The organism is Pseudomonas sp. 43A (assembly GCF_013363935.1).
Classification (GTDB): domain Bacteria; phylum Pseudomonadota; class Gammaproteobacteria; order Pseudomonadales; family Pseudomonadaceae; genus Aquipseudomonas; species Aquipseudomonas crudilactis.
On record NZ_CP054880.1, the window covers coordinates 2,446,044 to 2,471,982 of the forward strand.

The window sequence follows — 25,939 nt, forward strand, 5'->3', positions numbered from 1 at the left end:
CGGCCAGTATGCACAAGGCGTTCAACGCCGTCACCTGCCCGGCGTCTGTCCAGTGAGTTCTCGAATTGACCCTAGAGTGGCAATACCAGTGGCAACAGTCGCGCGGTGTTGCGCGCGTCCTCCAGCGCCCGATGCTGTTGACCGCTGAACTGCATGCCGGCCAATTGCAGTGCGCCGTTAAGGCCCAGCGGCCGTTCGAGGCGCCGAGCCTTGGCGAAGCGTTGTTTGAGGTTCATGTGCGGCACTTTGCTCAAGCCACTGTCGATTTGCAGACGCTGCCACTCCTGCAACAATTGCTTGCGGTCGTAATCACCCCAACTGGCCCAGCCCTCGAGACGTGATTGATGCTGGGCGAGCCAGCGTTCGAACGCCGGCCAGACTTCGGTCAGCACTTGCGCCGAGTCGATATTGGCCTGAGTGATGTGCGTCAGTTCACGACAAAAAGGCGTCAGCAACGGCCGCCGTGTCGGTTTGACGAAGCGCTGGAAGTGATCCTGCTCGCGCCCGGCGCGATCGACCAACGTGGCGCCGATCTCGATAATTTCCATTTCGGTGACCGGCCAGCCACCCTCGTCGGTAGTGGCTTCCAGATCTATGACCAGCCAGTGGGGCATCGCAGGGTTCCTGATTTCCGCGTTCTGATAACTCAGAGCGTAGTCAAAACCCGCATGGGTGTGTGGGTGACTACTCGACCTGCAACAGAACCTGACGATTTTTTACCTGATCGCCGACCTTGACCTGCACCCGCTTGAGCACGCCGTCGATGCCGGCCTTGAGCGGATGCTCCATTTTCATTGCCTCCAGTACCACCAGCAACTGACCTTTGCTGACCGGGCTGCCTTCACTGACCAATACGTCGACGATGGCGCCGTCCATCGGTGCTTTCAAGGTGCCGGAACTGACGCTGGTCTGACTGTCGATCACGGCGTGAGTTCGATCCTCCAGGCACAAGCTTCCGGGATGGGTGAACAACCAGACATGCTCGCCATTCAGGTGGTAGGCGTGGCGCTGGCGTAGACCGTCGATTTCCAGTGTCAGTGAATGCGCGTCACGGTCGATGAGTTTCAATTCAATCGTGCGTTCGCCTATCTGTACGTTGAACGGGCCTTGCGCTTGCGCGAGAAGTTGCACTGTCCAGTTCTGATCGTCGAGGCCGAGGTGATAATGCAGTGGCACGCTGGCGTTGTTGCGCCAGCCGGTGAGCGGCGCGCGGTGGGAGAGGGCGCTGGCCTGATAGAAAAGCAGCGCTGCAATGGCCAGTTCCTCGGCATCGGGAACGTAGCGATGCAGGCATTGGTGATCGCTGAAGTGCTGCGTAATGAACGCGGTACTGAATTCACCGCTGATGAATTGCGGATGTTGCAGCAGGCCGGCGAGCAAGCGTTGATTGCTTTGCACGCCCAATAACACCGTGTCCTGTACTGCGCGCAACAATTTGCGCCGAGCCTCTTCGCGAGTGGCGCCGAAAGCGATCAGTTTGCCGAGCATCGGGTCGTAAAACGCGCTGACCGATTGCCCTGCAAACAGGCCATGATCGATTCGCGCGCCGTGCTGTTGCGCTGGTGCCCACGCCTCGACCCGGCCTGTTTGCGGGAGGAAATCCTCTGCTGGATCTTCGGCGTAGAGGCGCACCTCCATGGCATGCCCGTTGAGTTGGACCTGATCCTGAGTCAGCGGCAATGGCTGACCTTCGGCAACCAATATTTGCCACGCCACCAGATCAAGACCGGTGATCAGTTCGGTCACTGGGTGTTCGACCTGCAGACGCGTGTTCATCTCCAGAAAGTAGAACTGCCCACGTGCGTCGAGCAGAAACTCCACGGTGCCGGCACCGACGTAATTCACCGCACGCCCGGCTTTCAGCGCGGCTTCACCCATGGCCTGGCGCAGTTCGGCGGTCATCACCGGGCAAGGCGCCTCTTCGATGACTTTCTGGTGGCGCCGCTGGATCGAACAGTCGCGTTCGCCGAGATAGATCAGGTTGCCGTGCTGATCGCCGAACAACTGCACTTCGACATGCCGCGGTTCGATCAATGCCTGTTCGAGGATCAATTCGTCGCTGCCGAAACCGTTCAATGCTTCGGAACGCGCGGTGCGCAGTTGCGCCGGCAGATCAGCGGCATTGTGCAGCAGACGCATGCCGCGCCCACCCCCGCCGGCACTGGCCTTGATCATCAGTGGATAGCCGATGCGCTCGGCTTCACGCAGCAGGGTGGCGTCATCCTGTTCGGCACCTTGATAACCGGCGATGCAGGGCACGCCGGCGTCGAGCATGGCGATTTTCGACAGACGTTTGCTGCCCATCAATTCGATGGCTTCGGCGCTGGGACCGATGAAGGTCAAACCAGCCTGTTCGCAGGCGCGGGCGAAATCGGCGTTTTCCGAGAGAAAGCCGTAGCCGGGATGGATCGCGTGGGCGCCGCTGCGATGGGCGGCGTCGAGGATCGCCGGAATGTTCAGGTACGACTGCTGCACAGGGGACGGGCCGATGTGAACGGCTTGATCGGCCATTTTTACGTGCAGGGCATCGGCGTCGGCATCGCTGAAGACGGCGACGGTGCGATAGCCCAAGGCCTGGGCGGTGCGCTGGATGCGGCAGGCGATTTCACCGCGGTTGGCGATCAGGATTTTGTGGATGGCGGGCATGGGCTATTTCCTCAGAAGTTGCGTCGCAGGTGCTGGCCTCTTCGCGAGCAAGCTCGCTCCCACAGGGGATTTATGAACGATACAAATCCAATGTGGGAGCGAGCTTGCTCGCGAAGCTTTTAAGAGGCCCACCGAGGTTTGCGTTTCTGCATGAATGCCATGGTTCCCTCCACACCTTCATCGCCAGTCACCGCCTCGCTGAACCACCGAGCCGCGTCATCAAGCAATTCACTCGAAGGCTGCCCGGCACTGGCCAACAACAATTTCTTGGTCATCGCATTCGCTTCCGGCGCGCAACACAGCACATGCTGCAACACCTCATCGAGCCGCTCGGCAAGCGCCTGCGCATCCTGCTCGACAAAATGCACCAGCCCCAGACGGCGCGCCTGGTGCCCATCGAAACGTGCGGCGGTCAGTGCCAACCGACGGGTTTCGGTGAGGCCGATGCGCTGCACCACAAACGGCGCAATCTGCGCCGGCAGCAAGCCGAGGCTGGTTTCCGGTAAACCGAATTGCGCCTGATGATCGGCAATCGCGATGTCGCTGACACACGCCAGCCCCAAACCGCCGCCGAGCACCGCGCCTTGCAGCACCGTGATCAGCACTTGCGGCGCGTGCTGCGCTTCTTCCAGCAGGGCGCCGAATGCCCGGTTCAGAACGCGATAAGCCTCGGTGCCTTGAGCGCGAGCGCTGGCCATGTCCTTGATATCGCCACCGGCACAGAAATGCCCACCGGCACCGCTGAGCACCAACGCCCGAACAGTACGGTCATCGCGCACAGCCGCCAGCACCGCGCGCAGTTCGCTGACCATCTGCAGGCTCATTGCATTGCGGCTTTCCGGCCGATGGAGGGTGATGTGCAGCACGCCGCCATGCAGTTCCAGCAGCAGCGTCTGGCATTGCGGCAGGCTGCTCATTTCTTTTTCCCCGGGAGGATGCCCATCAGTTTGCAGATGATTCCCAGCATGATTTCGTCGGCGCCGCCGCCAATCGAGACCAGCCGTACATCGCGATAGGCACGGGCCACCGGGTTGTCCCACATGAAACCCATGCCGCCCCAATATTGCAGGCAGCTGTCGCTGACTTCGCGGCCGAGGCGCCCGGCCTTGAGCTTGGCCATCGACGCCAGCCGCGTGACGTCCTGGCCTTTCACGTACTGCTCGGTGGCCTGATAGACCAGCGCGCGCAGGCATTCGATTTCGGTCTGCAATTCAGCGAGGCGAAAGTGGATCACCTGATTGTCGATCAGCGCATTGCCGAAGGTCTTGCGCTCCTTGCAGTAGTCGATGGTGCTGTCGACGCAGTACTCCAGGCCTTTGATCATGTTCGCCGCACCGAACAGACGTTCTTCCTGAAATTGCAGCATCTGCATCATGAACCCGGCGCCTTCGTGGCCGATGCGGTTGCGCTGCGGTACGCGCACGTTGTCGAAAAACACCTGGGCGGTTTCCGAACTGCGCATGCCGAGCTTGTCCAGGTGCGAACTGAGGCTGATCCCCGGCGTGTTCATCGGCACCATGATCAGCGACTTGTTGATGTGCGGTTTGTCGTCCGAGGTGTTGGCCAGCAGACAAATGAAGTCAGCACTCGGCGAGTTGGTGATCCACATCTTGCTGCCGTTGATCACGTAGTCGTCGCCGTCCTTGCGCGCGGTGGTTTTCAGCCCGGCGACGTCGGAGCCAGCGCCGACTTCGGAAACGCCAATACAGCCGACCTGCTCGCCGCTGATCGCTGGACGCAGGAACTCTTCACGCAATTCATCGGAACCGAAGCGGGCGAGGGCGGGGGTGCACATGTCGGTCTGCACGCCGATCGACATCGGAATGCCGCCGCAATGAATGGTGCCGAACTCTTCGGCCGCGACAATCGAATAGCTGTAGTCCAGACCCATGCCGCCGAATTTCTCCGGTTTGGAAATCCCCAGCAAACCGAGGTCGCCGGCCTTGCGGAAAATCTCGTGGATGGGAAAGCGGCCGGCCTTTTCCCATTCTTCGACGTGCGGATTGATCTCGTGCTCGACGAACTGGCGGACGGTACGACGCAGGGCTTCGTGTTCCGGGGTGAAGATCATTGTTCTTGTTCTCCGTAGAATCCGTGGCGGTCAGAAGCGGCTGACGCCGAAGCTGTTGGGTTGCAACGTGCGAATGTCGGCCTCGTGGCAGATATCCAGCAAGTAGCCGAGCAGGGTGCGCGTGTCGCGTGGATCGATCAGCCCGTCATCCCACAGATTGGCGCTGCCGTAGAGCGCGGTGGACTGGCTGTCGAGTTTTTGCGCGGTGACCTGTTCGAGCATGTCGAGCATTTTCGGGTCTGGCGTCAGGCCGTCCTTCAACTGCTTGGCTTCGGTAACGATGCGCAAGACTTTGCCGGCCTGCGCGCCGCCCATCACCGCCGTGCGGCTGTTCGGCCAGGCGAAGATGAAGCGCGGATCGAGGCCGCGCCCGCACATCGCATAGTTGCCCGCGCCATAAGAGCCGCCGACGACGATGGTCAGTTTAGGCACCCGCGCATTGGCCACCGCTTGAATCAGTTTCGACCCGTGTTTGATCACGCCTTGCTGTTCCGATTCGGTGCCGACCATGAAGCCGGTGGTGTTGTGGAAGAACAGCAGCGGCGTCTGGCTCTGATCGCACAACTGAATGAACTGTGCAGCCTTGCTTGCACCGTTCGGGGTGATCGGGCCGTTGTTGCCGATAAAACCGCAGGCGCGGCCCTGGATCTTCAATTGGCCGCAGATGGTTTGTTGATCGAACTCGCCCTTGAATTCGAGAAAGCAGGATTCGTCGGCGATGCGCGCGATGATTTCGCGTACGTCATAAGGCTTTTTCGGATCGTCGGGGATCAACCCCAGCAGTTCTTCGATTGGGTAGAGCGGCTCTTTGTATTGCGGCTCCGGCAGCCATGGCAGTTGCTCGTTCCATGGCAGCATGCGCAGGATTTCACGCACCAGACGCACGCCGTCGGCATCGTTTTCAGCGAGGTATTCAGCCGTGCCGGCGACCTGTGCGTGCATCTCGGCGCCACCGAGTTCTTCGTCGGTGGCGACTTCACCGGTGGCCGCTTTGAGCAATGGGGGACCGGCGAGAAACAGCTTGGCCTTGCCGCGCACCACCACCACGTAATCCGACAACCCCGGTTGATAAGCACCGCCCGCCGTGGCTGAGCCATGTACCACGGTGATCTGCGGCAAACCCAGTGCCGACATCCGCGCCTGATTGGCAAAACTGCGCGCGCCTTCGACGAAAATCTCGGCGGCGTAATTGAGGTTGGCGCCACCGCTTTCGGCGAGGGTGATCACCGGGAGTTTGTTTTCCTGGGCGATCTGTTGCAGGCGCAGAGACTTTTTCAAACCGCTGGGCGAGATGGTGCCGCCCTTGATCGCACTGTTATTGGCGACCACCATCGCGCGGATGCCGGACACGTAACCGATACCGGCAATCAACCCGCCACCGGCCGCGCTGCCGTCCTTGTCGTCGTGCAATTTGTAGCCGGCAAGGCTGGCCAGTTCGAGAAACGGCGCGCCAGGATCGAGCAACAGGTTCAGGCGTTCGCGCGGCAGCAGTTGCCCGCGTTTGTCGAATTTGGCTTTGGCTTCGACGGCCTTGTTCAGCAGGTTTTGTTCCAGTTGCTGTACGTGTTCAATGGCCGCGAGCATCGCCGTACGATTGCGGGCAAATGCTTCGCTGTGCGGGTCGAGTTGGGAGTGGATCTGCGGCATGGCTTACTCCTTGTCCTTGAGGACATCGGGAAGGTACGCCCGGTGGAAACCATTGAACGACTCGCTGTGAGTGGCTTTGTGCAACGGCCATGCACGGCTGCCGAGGCTGGCCGCGCCGTCGATTTTCAAGGTGCTGCCACTGATGAACGCCGCCGCCGGGCTGAGCAGAAACACGATGGCGGCGCTGACTTCCGATTCGGTGCCAATACGCTTGAGCGGTACATGTTCACGCAGGGTTGGAATTACCGCTTTGAACGCGCCTTCGTATGTGTCCATGCCGCTGGAGGCAATCCAGCCCGGCGCCACCGCGTTGACCCGCACCCCGGCATAACCCCATTCGAACGCGGCGGTCTTGGTGAAGTTGTCCATGCCCGAGCGCGCCGCGCCCGAGTGGCCCATGCCGGGCATGCCGCCCCACATGTCGGCGAGCATGTTGACGATGTTGCCGCCGTGTTTGCTCATCGACTGGTTGAACACTTCCCGCGCCATCAGAAAACCGCCGACCAGATTGGTGCGCAGCACGGTTTCGAAACCTTTCTGATTGATGGACGCCAATGGCGACGGGTACTGGCCGCCGGCATTGTTGACCAGACCATGAATCGGCCCGTGCTCGGCGATCAGCTCCTTGACCAGTTGTTTGACCGCTTCTTCATCACGGATATCGCAGGCTTTCCAATGTGCACGGCCACCGTCCTCGGCGATTTCACTGGCAACCTTTTGCAGTTTCTCCGGCTTGCGCCCGACCAGCAGCACATTGGCGCCGAGGGCTGCCAGTTCATGCGCGGTGCAGCGACCGATGCCGCTGCCGCCACCAGTGACGATAATGCTCTGGCCGCTGAACAGACCGGCGGTGAAAATCGACGCGTAAGCCATGCAAACCCTCCTCTAGTCGAGCTGTTCGGCGATGCTTTGTGGCACCGGGATCTGGATTTCCAACAGTTGCTGGGCGAAGGCTTTGCCTTGCGGGTCGATGCGCAGACTGGCCACGCCACCACCGCCGAGTGCGTTTTCCAAAAGAAAATTCAGGCTGTGGGTGCCGGGCAGGTACCAGCGCTCGACCCGGCCGTGGATCGGATCGAGCACATGACTCATCCAGTCGACCATCACCGCCGGGGTCAGCGCTTCGGCGATCCACGGCAGGTATTCGGGTTTGCGAGGCATGACGCCGATGTTGCTGTGATTACCCTTGTCTCCGGAGCGCGCGACGGCCAGTTTCACCAGCGCCACACTGGCATCGGCGCGACCCTGAGGTTTCGGCGGTTGCTGGGCAATCGGCAAATCTTCGCTGTCGAGCGCGACCAATGAGGGCAGGGCGCAAGGATGACGTTCACCCGCCAGATCAATGTGCAAGGTGCAGGCGCTTTTTTCGATCAGGAACGAAAACAGCCGGATCACCGGGTACACCGTCGGCCGCCCACCGACGATGCCGGTCAGGCCTGGTGCCATGCCGGTGGCGGCCTGGGCGATTTCCCGGGAGAACAGCACCAGTGCCTGTTTATTCGGGTGGCGCACGGCGAGTTTGATGACCACTTCACGGTTGTCGCGACGTCGGCCGTGGGGGCCGTAGGTGGCTTCGCTGCCGAGCAGCTCAATGTTGGTTTCGCTGTAGGGGCCCCAGCCGCGCAAGCTGAACATCTCAGCAGTCTTGGCGATGATTGCCTGACTGACGCGCTGCGCCTTTTCTACCGCATCAATGCCAGCGATCAGGCAAGTGGCGGTGCAGCGAAAACCGTCCGGATACGTAGCGCTGACCTTGTATTTAGCACTGGGCGGCAGGCCTTTGGCGCCGTGCACGTGCACCGCGTTTTTGCCTTGTTGCTGAAGTTTGACTTGAGTGAAATCGCAGACCACGTCGGGCAACAGATAGGCCTGCGGATCGCCGATTTCGTACAACATCTGCTCGCCGACGGTCAGCGGTGTGACCAGTCCACCGGAACCTTCGGGTTTGCTGACGATGAATTGGCTGTCAGCGCTGACCTCAACGATCGGAAAACCGATGTGTTCGTAATCCGGCACTTCACGCCAATCGGTGAAATTGCCACCGGTGCATTGTGCGCCGCATTCGATGATGTGCCCGGCCAGCGCGGCCTGGGCGAGTTTGTCGTAGTCGTGCCACGACCAGCCGAATTCATGCACCAGCGCGGCGCTGACCACGGCGCTGTCGACCACCCGTCCGGTGATGACGATATCGGCGCCCAGTCGTAGTGCTTCGACAATGCCCGGTGCGCCGAGGTAGGCGTTGGTCGACACGCACATCGGCGGCAGCGGGGCGCCGCTGAACATTTCGCTGATGCCGCTGAGGTGTTTTAGTTGTGGTTGCAGATCATCGCCGAGCAGTACGGCGATTTTCAGGTCGATGCCGGCCTTGTCGCAGGCCGCTTGCAAGGCGTTGGCGCAGGCCTGCGGATTGACTCCACCGGCATTGCTGATCACGCGGATGTTCTGCTCGGCCAACTGCGGCAGCAGGGGGGTGAGGATTTCGATGAAGTCGCCGGCGAAGCCCGCCTGCGGGTCCTTCATGCGTGCGCCGGCCATGATCGACAGGGTGATCTCGGCGAGGTAGTCGAACACCAGATAATCCAGATTGCCGCCCTCCACCAGTTGCGCGGCGGCGGTGGACGTATCTCCCCAGAATGCGCTGGCGCATCCGATGCGAACGGTGGTTGGCATTTTTATCTCCGACTCAGCAACCTGCGACAGAAGTGTCTGGAGGCTACCAAGCAAGCGCTTGGTTTGTAAACAGTTGAAACTATCTTCTGCCCAAGCGCTTGCTTGGTCGTCGTTGGCGGCTTAAATTGCGCGCAACCCTGCGGTTTCAGGGGGCAACAGACTGATCGACTGTAGGAGAGAACGGGTGGACGAGCAAAAAGCCCTGAGGGTCATGCGCGAATTGGTCGATCAAGGCCAGTTGACCGACCCGGACAGCGCCCGCGGCAAACTGCTGCAAGTGGCGGCTCACCTGTTCCGTAACAAAGGTTATGAACGCACCACGGTGCGCGATCTGGCCGGCGCAGTCGGCATCCAGTCCGGGAGTATTTTTCATCACTTCAAAAGCAAGGATGAAATTCTCCGCGCGGTCATGGAAGAAACCATCCGCTACAACACTGCATTGATGCGCGCCGCACTGGCCGATGCCAACAATGTGCGTGAGCGCGTGTTGGCGCTGATCCGTTGCGAATTGCAATCGATCATGGGCGGCAGCGGCGAGGCGATGGCCGTGCTGGTCTACGAGTGGCGCTCCTTGTCCGAAGATGGCCAGGCCAAGGTGCTCGCCTTGCGCGATGTCTACGAAGACATCTGGCTGCAAGTGCTGGGTGAAGCGAAGGACGCCGGATTTATCCGCGGTGATGTATTTATTACTCGACGTTTCCTCACCGGTGCACTGTCCTGGACCACCACCTGGTTCCGTGCAGGTGGCAGTTTGAGCCTCGATCAGTTGGCGGATGAGGCGCTGATTCTGGTCCTCGAAGAGCGTTGAGCGACTTTCTATCCTGCCGGGAAACTGGCTAACTGGGCGAAACCGCCTAGCTTGAATGCATTGATCGGTATTTTTTCGGGGAGTGGGGTGTTTTGAAGTCTTTGCCAATCCGGACGGCCGCGGGGCTGATGCTCGCAGCGCTGGCTGCATCATGGGTATTGCCCGTTCAGGCAGCGCAACTGGTTCGGGTGGGCGCGGCGCATTTTCCGCCCTACACCATTCGTCCGGAAAACGGTGCCGATACAGGCCTCTTGCCGCAACTGGTCGAGGCCCTTAATCGCCTGCAAAGCGACTATCAGTTTGTCCTGGTGCCGACCTCTATTCCGCGGCGTTTCGGGGATTTCAAGCAGGGCCGGATCGACATGGCGATTTTCGAGAACCCCGATTGGGGCTGGAAGGAAATTCCCCATACGGATGTCGACATGGGCCTTGAGGACGCGGAGATTTTCGTTGCACAACGTGAAGTCGGTCGTCAGCAGAACTATTTTGCCGACCTGACCGGCAAGCGTCTGGCGCTATTCAGCGGTTATCACTACGAATTCGCCAACTTCAATGCCGACCCAAAATTCCTCGCGCAGAATTTCAACGCCACGCTGACCTATTCCCACGACAGTAACCTGCTGATGGTGCTGCGCTCGCGTGCGGATATTGCCCTGGTGACCCGCTCGTACCTGAGCGATTACCTGCTGCGTAACGAGAAGGTGCGCGACGAGTTGCTGGTGTCGCAACGCATCGATCAGGTTTATCACCATTACGCCATTCTTCGCCCGACGGCGCCGATCACTGGTGAGGCGTTCGGCAAGATGCTGCAAGGTTTGCGCGACAACGGCCAGATGCTGAAAATTTTCGATCCGTACAAGATTGCGGTGGTGCCGGTGCTTCACCGCTGAGGCACTGATTTGTGCACCAAGCTAAATTTCCCCGCCCGGATCACGTCACTTCGTTGAACTGTCGACGATTATCGTGAGCCTGACCCATGTCCAATCTGAATGATCTGACTGCCCTGGCGTTGCCCTCGGGCAGTCAACTCCAAGCCGATGCCACCGAAAGCCGTCTGAGCTTGAGTCTGGACGGACAACCGCTGATTCGTCTGCGCCTCGACCGTGAGGCCAAAGGGCCGATCCAGCTCGATGAGCGCTTTGCGCTGCCGCCGGGCCAGGCGCTATGGGTTGCTTGCTACTGGCTGTTCGCCCGGGATCCTGAGTGCCAGCAATTGACCTGGCAACTGGATCAGCCACCGACCGCAGCCCTGCTCAGCGGTTTGCTGGTGGCGACCGACGTGGCGGGCGAGTACCGCTGCGAACGCACGTTGTTCTGGCAGCTCCCGCAGCCGTGGCTTGGTGCATCGCTGGCCGGCAGCTATCCGCAGCAAATGGTCATCAGTGCCGGCAAGCGTCATCCGCTGCGACCGCTGAAGCCGCGGGGTGAAGTCTATCGACGTTTCGACGCGCGGCTGGGGGCGTGGATTTCCTTGCGCACGGTCGAGATCGAAGAAGACTTGCCGCGATTCAACCGCTGGCAGAACAGCCCGCGCGTTGCCAGTTTCTGGCAGGAGGAGGGCAGTATCGAAAAGCATCGCGAGTACCTGAGCAAACTCGACGCTGACCCGCATACGCTGACCTTGATCGGTTGTTTCGATGATCAGCCGTTTGCCTATTTCGAAGCCTACTGGGCCAAGGAAGATCGCATTGCGCCGTTTTATGACGCCGACAATTACGATCGCGGTATTCACATGCTGGTCGGTGAAGAGGATCACCGTGGGCCGCACAAAGTGGCGAGCTGGTTATCGGCGCTGGTGCATTACCTGTTTCTCGATGATCCGCGCACGCAACGCGTGGTCGCCGAACCTCGGGCGGACAACGCGAAGATGATCGGCCATATGCAGAATCAGTGTTTCCACTGCGAGAAGGAATTCGACTTCCCGCACAAGCGCGCGGCGCTGATGATCCTGGGGCGTGAGCGGTTTTTTGATCGGTGCAAATTGGCGTGATGATCTGGCTTCAGGATTTCTGTGATCTTGAGGCCGTCTTCGCGAGCAAGCTCGCTCCCACATTGGATCTGTGTACGCAGAACCCATGTGGGAGCGAGCTTGCTCGCGAATGGCTTGACGCCGAATTCAGGTCTTAACGACGGCCCGCAATCACCGCATCCCGACGACTGCCCGAGACCTTGCGGCAGTGCACCAGCGCATCACGAATCATGAAGTTGACCAGGGTCGGCGAAACGCCCAGTTCCTTGGCGATATCCTTTTGCGGCACGCCGTGCAGGCGGTACATCTCGAACGCATAGCGAGTGCGGCTGGGCAGTTCGGTCAGTGCGTCGGCGATGTTTTCCAGGGTCGAGAAGTTGATGTGCGAGGTTTCCGGTGAAGCACCCTGGATGACCACATTCAGCCCTTCCTCTTCAGGGCCGGAGTACTTCTGTTCCAGCGCCTGTTTGCGGTAGTGATCGATGGCGAGGTTGCGCACGATCTGGAACAGATAACTCAGTTGAGCCTTGATCGACGAAGTGATCGGTGGCGCCGACTGCAGTCGGAAAAACGCATCCTGCACCACATCTTCGGCGCGCGAGCGGCAGCCGGTAATGCGGGCTGCAATCTTGACCAGAATCAGCCGATTGTCGACGAATGCCTGAAGTAGCGGTGAATCGCACCTGCTTGTGGATACTTGTTCCGTCATGGAAATCACCTTGCTGCCAATAGGTTAGTGGGACGCCTGGGGGGCGGGGCCGTCCTACACATCGAGCGACAAATTATGTTGAATGATAATGATTGTCAATTGAGAAAGAGAATTAATGATCCACAACAGTGCATTCTGAGAACTGCGACACGCCGCCACACCCCAGCCCCATTGGCGATCCAGCCTGCCGACTAATTATTTCAAGACGTCATCCGTTCTCATTGGTGAATGGTTCCGGGTGCATATCCCCGGCCAGACAGCATTCCGATGCCTTGCGCGGTCGGCACAGACCGCGCCCTGCATGCCCTTCGAAGGGTGTGACGCAGCAACCCGATTCCATTAGCAAGCCGAATTCAGGCAGGAAACCTCATGACCGACGCGTTCGAACTCCCCAGCACCCTGGTCCAAGCCCTCCAGCGCCGCGCGGCTCTGACGCCGGATCAACTGGCCTTGCGTTTTCTCGCCGAGAACGAAGAGCAGGCTGTGGTACTCAGTTATCGCGAACTGGATCAGCGCGCGCGAACGATTGCTGCCGCGTTGGAGGTTGAGGCTGAATTCGGTGATCGCGCGGTATTGCTGTTTCCCAGTGGCCCGGACTATGTCGCGGCGTTTTTTGGTTGCCTGTACGCCGGCGTGATCGCGGTACCGGCCTATCCGCCGGAGTCGGCGCGTCGGCATCACCAGGAGCGTTTGCTGTCGATCATCGCTGACGCCGAGCCGCGTCTGCTTTTGACCAGTGCTGACCTGCGCGACGCCTTGCAACAGATCGAAGGCGCGCCGCCGCTGTTGTGCGTCGACACGCTCGACAGCGCTCAAGCCGAAAACTGGGTCGAACCGAGCCTGCCGCAAGACCACATCGCCTTCCTGCAATACACCTCCGGTTCCACCGCACTGCCCAAAGGCGTGCAGGTCAGCCACGGCAATCTGGTCGCCAACGAACTGTTGATCCGTCATGGTTTCGGCATCGACGTGAACCCCGACGACGTCATCGTCAGCTGGCTGCCGCTGTATCACGACATGGGTTTGATCGGTGGTCTGCTGCAACCGATCTTCAGCGGCGTGCCGTGCATCCTGATGTCGCCGGCGTATTTCCTAGGCCGACCATTGCGCTGGCTCGAAGCGATCAGCGAATACGGCGGCACCATCAGCGGCGGGCCGGACTTCGCTTATCGCTTGTGCAGCGAACGGGTCAGTGAGTCGGCCCTCGAACGTCTCGATCTGAGCCGTTGGCGCGTGGCGTACTCCGGCTCCGAACCGATCCGTCTGGACACCCTCGAACGCTTCGCCGAGAAGTTCACCGTGTGCGGTTTCAGTGCAGACAATTTCATGGCCTCGTACGGACTGGCCGAAGCCACACTGTTCGTCGCCGGCACCCCGCGCGGCACCGGGATTCCTGCGCTGCGCGTCGACGATCAGGCGTTGGCGCAAAATCGCGCGGAGCCGGGCGAAGGCAGCCCGATCATGAGTTGCGGCATCAGCCAACCCGAGCATGCGGTGCTGATCGTCGAACCAAACTCCCTCGCAGAACTGGCCGACAACGCCGTCGGTGAAGTCTGGGCTGCCGGCCCAAGTATCGCTCACGGTTACTGGCGCAACCCCGAAGCCAGCGCCAAGACTTTTGTCCAGCACGCCGGCCGTACCTGGTTGCGCACCGGTGACCTCGGCTTCATGCGCAACGGTGAGCTATTCATCACCGGTCGCCTGAAAGACATGCTGATCGTGCGTGGCCACAACCTGTATCCGCAGGACATCGAGAAGACCGTCGAGAACGAAGTGGAAGTGGTGCGCAAGGGCCGCGTCGCTGCGTTTGCCGTCAGCCAGAATGGCGAAGAGGGCATCGGCATTGCAGCGGAAATCAGCCGCAGCGTGCAGAAAATCCTCCCCCCGGAAGCCTTGATCAAAGCCATTCGCCAAGCGGTAGCCGAGGCGTATCAGGAGGCACCAAGCGTGGTGGTGCTGCTCAATCCGGGTGCGCTGCCGAAAACCTCCAGCGGCAAATTGCAGCGCTCGGCCTGTCGCAATCGCCTGGCCGATGGCAGTCTCGACAGCTACGCGGTGTTCCCTTCGACGGCGTCTGAAAGCCAAGAGTCGACCACCAGCGCATCCGAGCTCGAAGCCTTGATCGGCAAAATCTGGGCCGAGCAACTCAACCTCAAACAGGTCAATGCCGTCGATCATTTCTTCCTGCTTGGCGGCAACTCGATCGCCGCCACGCAAGTTATCGCCCGCGTCCGCGAAGAACTCGCGCTTGAGCTGAACCTGCGCCTGCTCTTCGAAGCGCCGACTCTGGCCGCGTTCGCCGCTGCTGTCGCGCAACAACAGCAGGACGGCGGCAGCGCTCAAGGTGCAATCACCGCACTGTCGCGCAGCGAGCCGATGCCGCAATCGCTGGCACAAAACCGTCTGTGGATCACCTGGCAACTCGACCCGCAGAGCAGCGCCTACAACATTCCCGGTGCCCTGCGTCTGCGTGGCGAACTCGACGAAGACGCGTTGCGCGCCAGTTTCCAGCAACTGATCGAACGCCACGAATCCCTGCGCACACGCTTCTTCGAGCGCGACGGCGTGGCCCTGCAGCAAGTTGATGCCGCCGCCGAATTCAATCTGCAACTGATCGACATCAGCGATCTGCCGGCCCATGAGCGTGAAGCCCGCGCGCAGCAAATCCGCGAAGACGAAGCACGCAGTCAGTTCGACCTGGAAAAAGGCCCGCTGCTGTGGGTGACGCTGGTGCGTCTCGACGACGAAGATCATCAACTGCTGGTGACCCTGCACCACATCATCGCCGACGGCTGGTCGCTGAACGTGTTGATCGACGAGTTCTCGCGCCTTTACGCCGCCGCTACGCAAGGCGCGACCGCGACCCTTGCGCCGCTGCCAACCCAGTACGCCGACTACGGTAGCTGGCAGCGCCAATGGCTGGCGCAAGGGGAGGGCGAGCGGCAACTGGCGTACTGGAAAGCGCAGTTGGGCGACGAACATCCATCACTGGAACTGGCCACCGATTACCCACGATCCGCCAAGCAAACGCATAGCGCCGCGCGCCATACCGTGCGACTGGGCGTCAGCCTCAGCGATGCGATCCGCAACACGGCTCAGGCTCACGAGTCGACACCGTTCATGCTGCTGCTCTCGGCATTCCAGAGCCTGCTGCATCGCTACAGCGGTCAGCGCGACATCCGCATCGGCGTGCCGAATGCCAACCGTCCACGCCTGGAAACCCAGGGTCTGATCGGCTTCTTCATCAACACCCAAGTACTGCGCGCGCAGATCGATTCGCGTCTGCCGTTTGTTGAGCTGTTAGCCCAGACTCGCCAAGCCGCACTCGGTGCCCAGGCGAATCAGGATCTGCCCTTCGAACAACTCCTCGAAGCCTTCCCGCAGGCCCGTGAACAAGGCCTGTTCCAGGTCATGTTCAACCACCAGCAACGCGATCTGAGTGCGCTCAAGCGCCTGCCGGGTCTGCTCGCCGAAGAACTGCCGTGGCACAGCCGCGAAGCCAAGTTCGATTTGCAATTGCACAGCGAAGAAGATCGGAATGGTCGGTTGACCTTGTCATTCGACTACGCCAGCGAACTGTTCGACGCCACGACTATCGAGCGTCTGGCCGAGCATTTCAGCAACCTGTTGCGCGACGTCTGCGAACGCCCGGAGCAAGCCATCGGCGATCTGCAATTGCTCACCGTCAACGAGCACGATCAGCAAAAAAACTGGAGCGTCGCACCGTGCACCCCGGCGCAACAGTGGTTGCCGGAACTGCTCAATGAACAGGCGCGTCTGACCCCGGAACGCACCGCGCTGGTGTGGGACGGCGGCAGCCTCGACTTTGCTGAACTGCACACGCAGGCCAACCGCCTCGCGCACTACCTGCGCGACAAAGGCGTCGGCCCGGATGTCTGCGTGGCCATCGCCGCCGAGCGTTCGCCGCAACTGCTGATCGGCCTGCTGGCGATCATCAAGGCCGGTGGCGCCTACGTGCCGCTGGACCCGGATTACCCGGCCGAGCGACTGGCCTACATGCTCAGCGACAGCGGCGTCGAATTGCTCCTGACGCAAACTGAGTTGCTTGAGCGCTTGCCGGCCAGCGACGGCGTCAGCGTGATCGCCATGGATGCGTTGCACCTGGAAAACTGGCCGAGCCAGGCACCAGGCCTGCACTTGCACGGCGACAACCTCGCTTACGTGATTTACACCTCGGGCTCCACCGGCCAACCGAAAGGCGTCGGCAACACCCACGCGGCACTGGCTGAACGTCTGCAATGGATGCAGGACGCATACGCTCTCAATGAAACCGATGTGCTGATGCAAAAGGCCCCGATCAGTTTCGACGTGTCGGTGTGGGAATGCTTCTGGCCGTTGATCACTGGTGCTCGTCTGCTGATCGCCGGTCCCGGTGAACACCGCGATCCGCATCGCATCGCGCAACTGGTTCAGGAATATGGCGTGACCACGCTGCACTTTGTGCCGCCGCTGCTTTCGCTGTTCATCGACGAACCGCTGAGCGCCGAATGCACCAGCCTGCGCCGCGTGTTCTCCGGCGGTGAAGCGCTGCCGGCCGAACTGCGCAATCGCGTAATCGCGCAACTGCCAGTGGTGCAGTTGCACAACCGTTATGGCCCGACCGAAACCGCGATCAACGTCACCCATTGGCATTGCACCACTGCCGATGGCGAGCGCTCACCGATTGGCCGGCCGCTGGGCAACGTGATTTGCCGCGTGCTCGATGCCGAGCTGAATCCAGTGCCGGCCGGTGTGCCGGGTGAGCTGTGCATCAGCGGCGTTGGTCTGGCCCGTGGTTACCTCGGCCGTCCATCGTTGACCGCTGAACGCTTTGTGGTCGATCCATTGGGCGAGCAGGGCGCGCGGTTGTATCGCACCGGTGACCGCGCCCGTTGGACATCCGACGGCGTGATCGAATACCTCGGCCGCCTCGATCAACAGGTCAAGCTGCGTGGTTTCCGCGTCGAACCGGAAGAAATCCAAGCACGTCTGCTCGCCCAGGACGGCGTCGCCCAAGCGGTGGTGCTGGTACGCGAAACTGCTGGCGGTGCGCAACTGATCGGCTACTTCACCGCGACCGATATCAACGAAGATCACGACGGGCAAGTCACTCGCCTGAAAACTGCTCTGGCCGCCGAGCTGCCCGAATACATGGTCCCGGCGCAACTGATGCGTCTGGACGAAATGCCCCTGAGCCCCAGCGGCAAACTCGACCGCCGCGCCTTGCCCGAACCGCAATGGCAAGTGCGTGAACACGTCGAACCGGTCACCGAACTGGAACAACAGATTGCCGCGATCTGGCGCGAAGTACTTGGCCTGAGCCAGGTCGGCCTGCGCGATGACTTCTTCGCCCTCGGCGGCCACTCGTTGCTGGCCACGCAAATCATCTCGCGCAGCCGTCAGGCCTGTGACGTCGAACTGCCGTTGCGCGCCTTGTTCGAACACAGCGAACTCGGAGATTTCGCCGAGCAAATCCGCTTGATCCAGGTCAGCGGCCGGACCAACAAACAGCCGCCAATCGACAAGGTTGATCGCAGCCAACCAGTGCCGTTGTCCTACTCGCAACAGCGCATGTGGTTCCTCTGGCAGATGGAGCCAGACAGCCCGGCGTACAACGTCGGCGGCATGGCGCGCCTGCGTGGTGTCCTGCACGTCGAGCGTTTCGAGGCCGCACTGCAAGCGCTGATCCTGCGCCATGAAACCCTGCGCACCACGTTCCCAAGCGTCGACGGCGTTGCCCGTCAGCAGGTGCATGCCGAAACCGGCGTGCGCATGGGCTGGAAGGATTTCTCAAAACTTGCCGCCGATGTGCGCGAGCAAAAGGTTCAGCAACTGGCCGATGAAGAAGCGCATCTGCCGTTCGATCTGGAAACCGGCCCGCTGTTACGCGCCTGCCTTGTGAAAACTGCCGAGCACGAGCATTACTTCGTGCTGACCTTGCACCACATCGTCACCGAAGGCTGGGCGATGGACATCTTCGCCCGCGAACTCAGTGCGTTGTACGAAGCGTTTGTCGACGACCGCGATTCGCCGCTTGAGCCGCTGCCGGTGCAATACCTCGACTACAGCGTCTGGCAGCGCAACTGGCTGGAATCCGGTGAGCGTCAGCGCCAACTCGATTACTGGACTGCGCAACTCGGCCGTGAACATCCGCTGCTGGAATTGCCCGGCGATCGTCCGCGTCCGCCGGTGCAAAGCCATCAGGGTGAACTGTTCCGCTTCGATCTGAGCGATGACCTCGCGGCGCGAGTTCGTGCGTTCAACGCGCAAAACGGTCTGACCCTGTTCATGACCATGACCGCCGCACTGGCCACGTTGCTTTACCGCTACAGCGGCCAGACCGATCTGCGCATTGGCGCGCCAGTGGCCAACCGCATCCGTCCGGAAAGCGAAGGGCTCATCGGTGCCTTCCTCAATACGCAAGTGCTGCGTTGCCAGCTCGACGGCATGATGTCGGTCGGTGAACTGTTCGAGCAGGTGCGTCACACCGTGATCGAAGGCCAGTCGCATCAGGATCTGCCGTTCGATCATCTGGTTGAAGCCTTGCAACCGCCGCGCAGTGCCGCGTACAACCCGCTGTTCCAAGTGATGTGCAACGTGCAGCGCTGGGAATTCCAGCAGAGCCGCATGCTCGCCGGTATGACCGTCGAGTACCTGGCCAACGATGCGCGGGCGACCAAATTCGACCTCAATCTGGAAGTCACAGACCTCGATCATCGCCTCGGTTGCTGTCTGACCTACAGCACTGATCTGTTCGATGAGTCGACCATCGCGCGCATGGCCAAACATTGGCGCAATCTGCTTGAAGCGCTGATCGCCGATCCGCAACAGCGTCTCAGCGAATTGCCGTTGCTCGATCAACCGGAGCAACAGCAGCTGCTCGGCAGCCTTGGCATCGAGCCGGGCGAGCATCGTCTCGACCAGTGCATTCATCACCTGTTCGCCGAACAGGCGCTGGCGCGCAAAGACGCGCCAGCCCTGACCTTCGCCGGGCAGACCCTGAGCTACGCCGAACTCGACGCCCGTGCCAATCGTCTGGCTTGGGCTTTGCGTGAACGTGGTGTCGGCCCGCAAGTGCGCGTTGGCCTGGCGCTGGAGCGTTCGCTGGAAATGGTCATCGGCCTGCTGGCGATTCTCAAGGCCGGTGGCGCGTACGTGCCGCTGGACCCGGAATACCCGCTCGACCGTCTGCATTACATGATCGAAGACAGCCGCATTGGTTTGCTGCTCAGTGATCGCGCGATGTTCAAAGCCCTCGGCGATCTACCGCCAAGCGTGGCGCGTTGGAGCCTGGAAGATGACAGCGCGGCACTCGCCGCTTACCCGGCCAGCGAGCTGCCATTTATCAGCCTGCCGCAGCATCAGGCCTACCTGATTTACACCTCGGGTTCGACCGGCAAGCCGAAAGGCGTGGTGGTCTCCCACGGCGAAATCGCCATGCACTGCCAAGCCGTGATCGAGCGTTTCGGCATGCGCCCGGATGACTGCGAACTGCACTTCTACTCGATCAACTTCGACGCCGCCACCGAGCGCCTATTGGTGCCGTTGCTCAGCGGTGCGCAAGTGGTTTTGCGTGCGCAGGGTCAGTGGGACGCAGAAGAAATCTGCGGCTTGATCCGCACGCATAAAATCAACGTGCTCGGTTTCACCCCGAGCTACGGCAGCCAGTTGGCGCAGTTCCTCTCGACGCAAAACGAAATTTTGCCGGTGCGGATGATCATCACCGGTGGCGAAGCGCTGACCGGCGAGCATCTGCAACGGATTCGCGCGACGTTCAAACCGGCGATGTTCTTCAACGCCTACGGCCCGACCGAAACCGTGGTCATGCCGCTGGCCAGTCTGGCGCCGGAAGTGCTGGAAGACGGCGCTGGCAGTGTGCCGATCGGTAGCGTGATCGGTGCGCGCGTGGCGTACATTCTCGACGCCGATCTGGCGCTGGTGCCGCAAGGCGCGACCGGTGAGTTGTTCGTCGGCGGCGCCGGTCTGGCCCAGGCCTATCACGACCGTCCGGGCATTACGGCTGAGCGCTTTGTCGCTGACCCGTTCGCCACCGATGGCGGGCGCATGTACCGCACCGGCGACCTGGTGCGCCAGCGTGCCGACGGTTTGGTGGAATACCTGGGCCGGATCGACCATCAGGTGAAAATCCGTGGTTTCCGCATCGAACTGGGCGAAATCGAAACGCGCCTGCTCGATCACGACTCGATCCGCGAAGCCGTGGTGCTCGCCCTCGATGCGCCGAGCGGCAAACAACTGGTGGGCTATTTGGTCACCGAAATCGCCGAGCAAAACGAAGCCAATCAGGCTGAACTGCGCGACGCGCTCAAGGCGTACCTCAAGGCACAACTGCCGGATTACATGGTGCCGACCCACCTGATTCTGCTGGCGAGCATGCCGCTGACCGCCAACGGCAAACTCGATCGTCGTGCGCTGCCGGCGCCGGATCCTGAGTTGAATCGTCAGGACTACGTCGCGCCGAGCAACGAGCTGGAGCAGACCCTGGCGCAGATCTGGTGCGAAGTGCTCAACGTTGAACAGGTCGGCCTCAACGACAACTTCTTTGAACTCGGCGGTGACTCGATTCTGTCGATCCAAGTGGTCAGCCGTGCACGCCAGCAAGGTATTCATTTCAGCCCGCGTGATCTGCTCCAGCATCAGACCGTGCAGACCCTGGCCGCTGTGGCCAGCCGCACCGAACAAGTGACGGCCGAGCAAGGTCTGGTGGTCGGCGAATCGCGCCTGACGCCGATTCAGCATTGGTTCTTCGATACCGAAATCCCTGAACGTCAGCACTGGAATCAGGCGTTGTTGCTGGAGCCGAACGTGACCCTCGAACCGCAGCGTCTGGAGCAGGCGCTGCTGGCGGTGGTCGAGCAGCATGACGCCTTGCGTCTGCGCTTCAGTGAGGTCAATGGCGAGTGTCAAGCGGCGCACCAACCGGTGTCCGATGCCGCTGTTCTCTGGCAAGTACGCGTCACCTCGATGGACAAGTGCGAAGCGTTGTTCGCTGATGCCCAACGCAGTCTTGATCTGGAAAACGGCCCGCTGCTTCGCGCCGTGCTGGTCGATGGCCCTGAAGGTCAACAACGCCTGTTTATCGCCATCCATCACTTGGTCGTCGACGGCGTGTCGTGGCGCGTTCTGCTCGACGATCTGCAAACGGTGTATCGCCAACTCGACGCCGAACAAGCGGTGAAACTGCCGGCGAAAACCAGTGCCTTCAAAGACTGGGCCGCGCGTTTGCAGGCCTACGCCGGCAGCGAATCCCTGCGCGAAGAACTCAACTGGTGGCAGACCCAACTGGCCGGTCAGAACGCCGACCTGCCTTGCGAAAATCCGCAGGGCGGCCAGCAGAATCGTCACGCGCAAACCGTTAGCGTGCGCCTCAATGCCGAGCACACCCAACAGCTGTTGCAACAGGCGCCAGCCGCATACCGCACGCAAGTCAACGATTTGCTACTGACAGCATTGGCCCGCGTACTCTGCCGCTGGAGCGATCAACCGTCGGCGCTGATTCAGCTGGAAGGCCACGGCCGCGAAACCCTGTTCGACGAGATCGACCTGACCCGCACTGTCGGCTGGTTCACCAGCGCTTACCCACTGCGCCTGACCCCGCACAACATCGAAGAAGCAGCAGGGCAAGGCGCTTCGATCAAGGCAATCAAGGAGCAACTGCGCGCGGTGCCGCACAAAGGTCTGGGTTATGGCGTGCTGCGTTATCTCGCCGATGACCTCAGCCAGCGCAGCATGGCCGCGCTGCCGCAGGCGCCGGTGACCTTCAACTACCTTGGCCAGTTCGACCAGAGCTTCGGCAGCGATGCGCTGTTCCGTCCGCTGGATGAGCCCGTCGGTGCCGCCCACGATCCGCAGGCACCATTGCCGAACGAGCTGAGCATCGACAGCCAGGTTTACGGCGGTGAATTGCTGCTGCGCTGGACCTTCAGCGCCGAGCGTTACGACACGCAGACCATCAACGATCTGGCCGACGCCTACCTCGGTGAACTGCAAAGCCTGATCGCCCATTGCCTGCAAGATGACGCCGGTGGCCTGACCCCGTCGGACTTCCCATTGGCCAAGCTGACTCAAGCGCAACTCGATGCCTTACCGGTGCCGGCCGCGCACATCGAAGATGTCTATCCGCTGACGCCAATGCAGGAAGGCATGCTCCTGCACACCTTGCTCGAACCGGGCACCGGTCTGTACTACATGCAAGATCGCTACCGCATCAACAGCGAACTCGACCCCGAGCGTTTCGCCCAGGCGTGGCAAGCGGTGATTGCTCGCCACGAAGCGCTGCGCGCGTCGTTCTGCTGGAACGTCGGCGAAGACATGCTGCAAGTGATTCACACCCCGGGTCGCACGCCGATCGAGTATCTGGACTGGAGCGCCATTGCCGAAATCGAGCAGGAACCCAATCTGCAAGCGCTGCTGAAAAAAGAGCGCGAGGCCGGTTTCGATCTGCTCAATCAGGCACCGTTTCACCTGCGTCTGATCAAGGTCGGTGCGGCGCGTTACTGGTTCATGATGAGCAACCACCACATCCTCATCGATGCCTGGTGCCGTTCGCTGTTGATGAACGATTTCTTCGAGATTTACACGGCCATGGGCGAGGGTCGTGAAGCGCAACTCGCCGTGCCGCCACGTTATCGCGATTACATCGGCTGGCTGCAACGCCAGAGCCTGGCCGAAGCGCGGCAGTGGTGGCAGCAGAACCTGCAAGGCTTCGAGCGCACTACGCCGATCCCGAGCGATCGTCCGTTCCTGCGTGAACATGCTGGCGAAAGCGGCGGGATGATCGTCGGCGACCGCTACACCCGCCTCAATGTCGAGGACGGCGCGCGTCTGCGTGAACTGGCGCAGGCCCATCAATTGACCATCAACACCTTCGCTCAAGCGGCGTGGGCTTTGGTGCTGCGGCGCATGAGCGGCGATCGTGACGTGCTGTTCGGCGTGACCGTGGCCGGGCGTCCGGTGGATATGCCGGAAATGCAGCGCACCGTCGGTCTGTTCATCAACAGCATCGCGCTGCGGGTGAAAATGCCAGAGGACGATCAGCGCTCAAGCGTGCGTCAGTGGCTCAGTGCTTTGCTCGACAGCAACATGCAACTGCGCGAGTACGAATACCTGCCGCTGGTGAACATCCAGGAACAAAGCGAAATACCGAAAGGCCAGCCGCTGTTCGACAGCCTGTTCGTCTTCGAAAACGCCCCGGTGGAAGTCTCGGTGCTGGATCGGGCGCAGAGCCTCAATGCGACCTCGGACTCCGGTCGTACCCACACCAACTTCCCGCTGACGGCGGTGTGCTACCCGGGCGATGACCTCGGTCTGCACCTGTCGTATGACCAGCGCTATTTCGACGAATCGACCATCGAGCGCATGCTCGGCGAGTTCAAGCGTCTGCTGTTGGCGCTGGTCGACGGCTTCCATGGCGACATGGCCGATCTGCCGCTGCTGGGGGGCGAGGAACAGGACTTCCTGCTCCACGGTTGCAACCAGAGTGCCCACGATTATCCGCTGGAGCAGAGCTACGTTGCGCTGTTCGAAGCGCAGGTTGCCGCGCATCCGCAACGTATCGCTGCCACTTGCCTTGATCAGCAACAGAGCTACGCCGAACTGAACCACAACGCCAACCGTCTCGGCCATGCACTGGTCGCGGCCGGGGTGCAGATGGATCAACCGGTGGCATTGCTCGGCGAACGTAATCTCGATCTGCTCGGCATGATCATCGGCAGCTTCAAGGCTGGCGCGGGTTATCTGCCGCTGGATCCGGGACTGCCGAGCCAGCGTCTGCAACGCATCATCGAGCTGAGCCGCACGCCGGTGCTGGTGTGCTCCAAAGCATGCTTTGAACAAGCGCAGACGTTGCTGGACGAATTCAGCTGCGCCAATCGTCCGCGCTTGCTGGTGTGGGAGGAGATTCAGGCGGCAGCGACGTTGGCGCAGGACATTGGCATTTACAGCGGCCCGGACAACCTCGCCTACGTGATCTACACCTCGGGCTCCACCGGCCTGCCAAAAGGCGTGATGGTCGAGCAGCGCGGCATGCTCAATAACCAGTTGAGCAAGGTGCCGTATCTGCACCTGAGCGACGCCGACGTGATTGCCCAGACCGCTTCGCAAAGCTTCGATATTTCGGTCTGGCAGTTCCTCGCCGCGCCGCTGTTCGGCGCTCGCGTGGACATCGTGCCGAATACGATTGCCCACGATCCGCAAGGTTTGTTGGTGCATGTGCAGGCGCAGGGCATCACCGTGCTCGAGAGTGTGCCGTCGCTGATTCAGGGCATGCTCGCCTCGGAGCGTCTGAGTCTCGATGGCTTGCGCTGGATGTTGCCGACCGGTGAAGCGATGCCGCCGGAGCTGGCGCACCAGTGGCTGCTGCGTTACCCGGACATCGGTCTGGTCAACGCCTACGGCCCGGCGGAATGCTCTGACGACGTGGCGTTCTTCCGCGTCGACATGGCGTCGACGCGCGGAAGTTACTTGCCGATCGGTACGCCGACCGACAACAACTTGCTGTATCTGGTCGACGGCGCGCTGGACCTGGTGCCGTTGGGTGCGGTGGGCGAGTTGTGCGTGGCGGGGACCGGCGTCGGTCGTGGTTATGTCAGCGATCCGCTGCGCACCGCGCCAGTGTTTGTGCCGAACCCGTTCGGTGCGCCGGGCGAGCGTCTGTACCGCACCGGCGATCTGGCGCGACGCCGCAGCGACGGTGTGCTGGAGTACGTTGGCCGCGTCGACCATCAGGTGAAGATTCGCGGTTATCGCATCGAGTTGGGTGAGATCGAAGCGCGCCTGCATGAACAGCCGGAAGTGCGCGATGGCGCGGTGGGTGTGCAGGAAGGCGTCAACGGTAAACACTTGGTCGGTTATCTGGTGGCTGCTGATAGCGCGCTGAGCCCGAGTGAACGACTGGAGCGGATCAAGCAGCGCCTGCGCGCCGAACTGCCGGAATACATGGTGCCGCTGCACTGGTTGTGGCTCGATCAGTTGCCGCTGAATGCCAACGGCAAACTCGATCGCAAAGCCTTGCCGGCGCTGGAGATCGGCCAGTTGCAGAGTCAGGATTATCTGGCGCCGCGCAATGATCTTGAGCAGACGCTGGCGGACATTTGGGCCGAGGTGCTGAAGGTCGAGCAGGTCGGTGTGCGCGATAACTTCTTCGAACTGGGCGGGCATTCGTTGCTGGCCACGCAGATCGCCTCGCGGGTGCAGAAATCCTTGCAACGTGATGTGCCGCTGCGAGCGATGTTCGAGTGCAGCACGGTGGAGGAACTGGCCGAGTACATTGATGGATTGGCGGCGAGTGATATCACCGAGGAGAAGGTCGATCGCCTGAATGATCTGATGGCGGAGTTGGAGGGCCTTTGATTCTTTAGTGCCTGCACTGGCCTCTTCGCGAGCAAGCTCGCTCCCACATTT

12 protein-coding genes are annotated in these 25,939 nt (G+C 61.1%); 4 read left to right on the plus strand and 8 right to left on the minus strand.

Going from position 1 to position 25,939, the window contains the following annotated elements; all coding sequences use genetic code 11:
- Window positions 1-71: 71 nt before the first annotated feature.
- The 7 genes from HUW52_RS10985 to HUW52_RS11015 all read right to left on the minus strand — a co-directional run bounded on the left by HUW52_RS10985 (window position 72) and on the right by HUW52_RS11015 (window position 9,034).
- The gene (locus HUW52_RS10985; protein WP_175553635.1) at window positions 72-614 is read right to left on the minus strand and encodes an exonuclease domain-containing protein; all 543 of its coding nucleotides are present in this window, start codon (window positions 612-614) and stop codon (window positions 72-74) included.
- A gap of 70 nt (window positions 615-684) precedes the next feature.
- Window positions 685-2,646 (minus strand): acetyl/propionyl/methylcrotonyl-CoA carboxylase subunit alpha, encoded by a 1,962-nt coding sequence (locus HUW52_RS10990; RefSeq protein ID WP_175553636.1) that lies wholly within the window; start codon window positions 2,644-2,646, stop codon window positions 685-687.
- A 119-nt stretch (window positions 2,647-2,765) separates the two neighbouring features.
- Window positions 2,766-3,563, minus strand: coding sequence for an enoyl-CoA hydratase/isomerase family protein (locus tag HUW52_RS10995; RefSeq protein WP_016985456.1), 798 nt, complete (start codon window positions 3,561-3,563; stop codon window positions 2,766-2,768).
- A complete protein-coding gene (gene atuD, locus HUW52_RS11000; RefSeq protein ID WP_175553637.1) occupies window positions 3,560-4,717 on the minus strand; it encodes a citronellyl-CoA dehydrogenase in 1,158 nt (385 codons plus the stop codon). Before atuD ends, HUW52_RS10995 begins: the two co-directional genes overlap by 4 nt.
- A 30-nt stretch (window positions 4,718-4,747) precedes the next feature.
- A complete protein-coding gene (gene atuC, locus HUW52_RS11005) occupies window positions 4,748-6,364 on the minus strand; it encodes a geranyl-CoA carboxylase subunit beta (RefSeq protein WP_175553638.1) in 1,617 nt (538 codons plus the stop codon).
- Between the two features lie 3 nt (window positions 6,365-6,367).
- Complete coding sequence (locus tag HUW52_RS11010) at window positions 6,368-7,237, minus strand: SDR family oxidoreductase (RefSeq protein WP_175553639.1); 870 nt, start codon at window positions 7,235-7,237, stop codon at window positions 6,368-6,370.
- Between the two features lie 12 nt (window positions 7,238-7,249).
- Window positions 7,250-9,034 (minus strand): acyclic terpene utilization AtuA family protein, encoded by a 1,785-nt coding sequence (locus HUW52_RS11015; protein ID WP_175553640.1) that lies wholly within the window; start codon window positions 9,032-9,034, stop codon window positions 7,250-7,252.
- Window positions 9,035-9,218: 184 nt separating this feature from the next.
- Here HUW52_RS11015 and HUW52_RS11020 point away from each other — a divergent pair, with 184 nt between their 5' ends.
- The 3 genes from HUW52_RS11020 (at window position 9,219) to HUW52_RS11030 (ending at window position 11,832) form a co-directional block, all read left to right on the plus strand.
- The gene (locus HUW52_RS11020) at window positions 9,219-9,842 is read left to right on the plus strand and encodes a TetR/AcrR family transcriptional regulator (protein ID WP_016985451.1); all 624 of its coding nucleotides are present in this window, start codon (window positions 9,219-9,221) and stop codon (window positions 9,840-9,842) included.
- Window positions 9,843-9,934: 92 nt separating this feature from the next.
- Complete coding sequence (locus HUW52_RS11025; RefSeq protein WP_049802137.1) at window positions 9,935-10,732, plus strand: ABC transporter substrate-binding protein; 798 nt, start codon at window positions 9,935-9,937, stop codon at window positions 10,730-10,732.
- An 86-nt stretch (window positions 10,733-10,818) separates the two neighbouring features.
- Complete coding sequence (locus HUW52_RS11030; protein ID WP_175553641.1) at window positions 10,819-11,832, plus strand: GNAT family N-acetyltransferase; 1,014 nt, start codon at window positions 10,819-10,821, stop codon at window positions 11,830-11,832.
- Between the two features lie 133 nt (window positions 11,833-11,965).
- On the opposite strand, the gene HUW52_RS11035 is transcribed toward HUW52_RS11030, so the two are convergent.
- On the minus strand, window positions 11,966-12,520 hold the full coding sequence (locus HUW52_RS11035) for an RNA polymerase factor sigma-70 (RefSeq protein WP_016985448.1): 555 nt from the start codon (window positions 12,518-12,520) through the stop codon (window positions 11,966-11,968).
- Between the two features lie 369 nt (window positions 12,521-12,889).
- On the opposite strand from HUW52_RS11035, the gene HUW52_RS11040 reads away from it, so the two are divergent.
- Window positions 12,890-25,888 carry a non-ribosomal peptide synthetase gene (locus HUW52_RS11040; RefSeq protein WP_175553642.1) on the plus strand — a complete coding sequence of 4,333 codons (12,999 nt, stop codon included), beginning with the start codon at window positions 12,890-12,892 and terminating at the stop codon, window positions 25,886-25,888.
- The last annotated feature ends 51 nt before the right edge of the window (window positions 25,889-25,939 follow it).

Bases quoted from the DNA above. Each gene is read 5' to 3' on its own strand.
- HUW52_RS10985 (WP_175553635.1), bottom strand. From the start codon at position 614: ATGCCCCACTGGCTGGTCATAGATCTGGAAGCCACTACCGACGAGGGT.
- HUW52_RS10990 (WP_175553636.1), bottom strand. From the start codon at position 2,646: ATGCCCGCCATCCACAAAATCCTGATCGCCAACCGCGGTGAAATCGCC.
- HUW52_RS10995 (WP_016985456.1), bottom strand. From the start codon at position 3,563: ATGAGCAGCCTGCCGCAATGCCAGACGCTGCTGCTGGAACTGCATGGC.
- atuD (WP_175553637.1), bottom strand. From the start codon at position 4,717: ATGATCTTCACCCCGGAACACGAAGCCCTGCGTCGTACCGTCCGCCAG.
- atuC (WP_175553638.1), bottom strand. From the start codon at position 6,364: ATGCCGCAGATCCACTCCCAACTCGACCCGCACAGCGAAGCATTTGCC.
- HUW52_RS11010 (WP_175553639.1), bottom strand. From the start codon at position 7,237: ATGGCTTACGCGTCGATTTTCACCGCCGGTCTGTTCAGCGGCCAGAGC.
- HUW52_RS11015 (WP_175553640.1), bottom strand. From the start codon at position 9,034: ATGCCAACCACCGTTCGCATCGGATGCGCCAGCGCATTCTGGGGAGAT.
- HUW52_RS11030 (WP_175553641.1), top strand. From the start codon at position 10,819: ATGTCCAATCTGAATGATCTGACTGCCCTGGCGTTGCCCTCGGGCAGT.
- HUW52_RS11035 (WP_016985448.1), bottom strand. From the start codon at position 12,520: ATGACGGAACAAGTATCCACAAGCAGGTGCGATTCACCGCTACTTCAG.
- HUW52_RS11040 (WP_175553642.1), top strand. From the start codon at position 12,890: ATGACCGACGCGTTCGAACTCCCCAGCACCCTGGTCCAAGCCCTCCAG.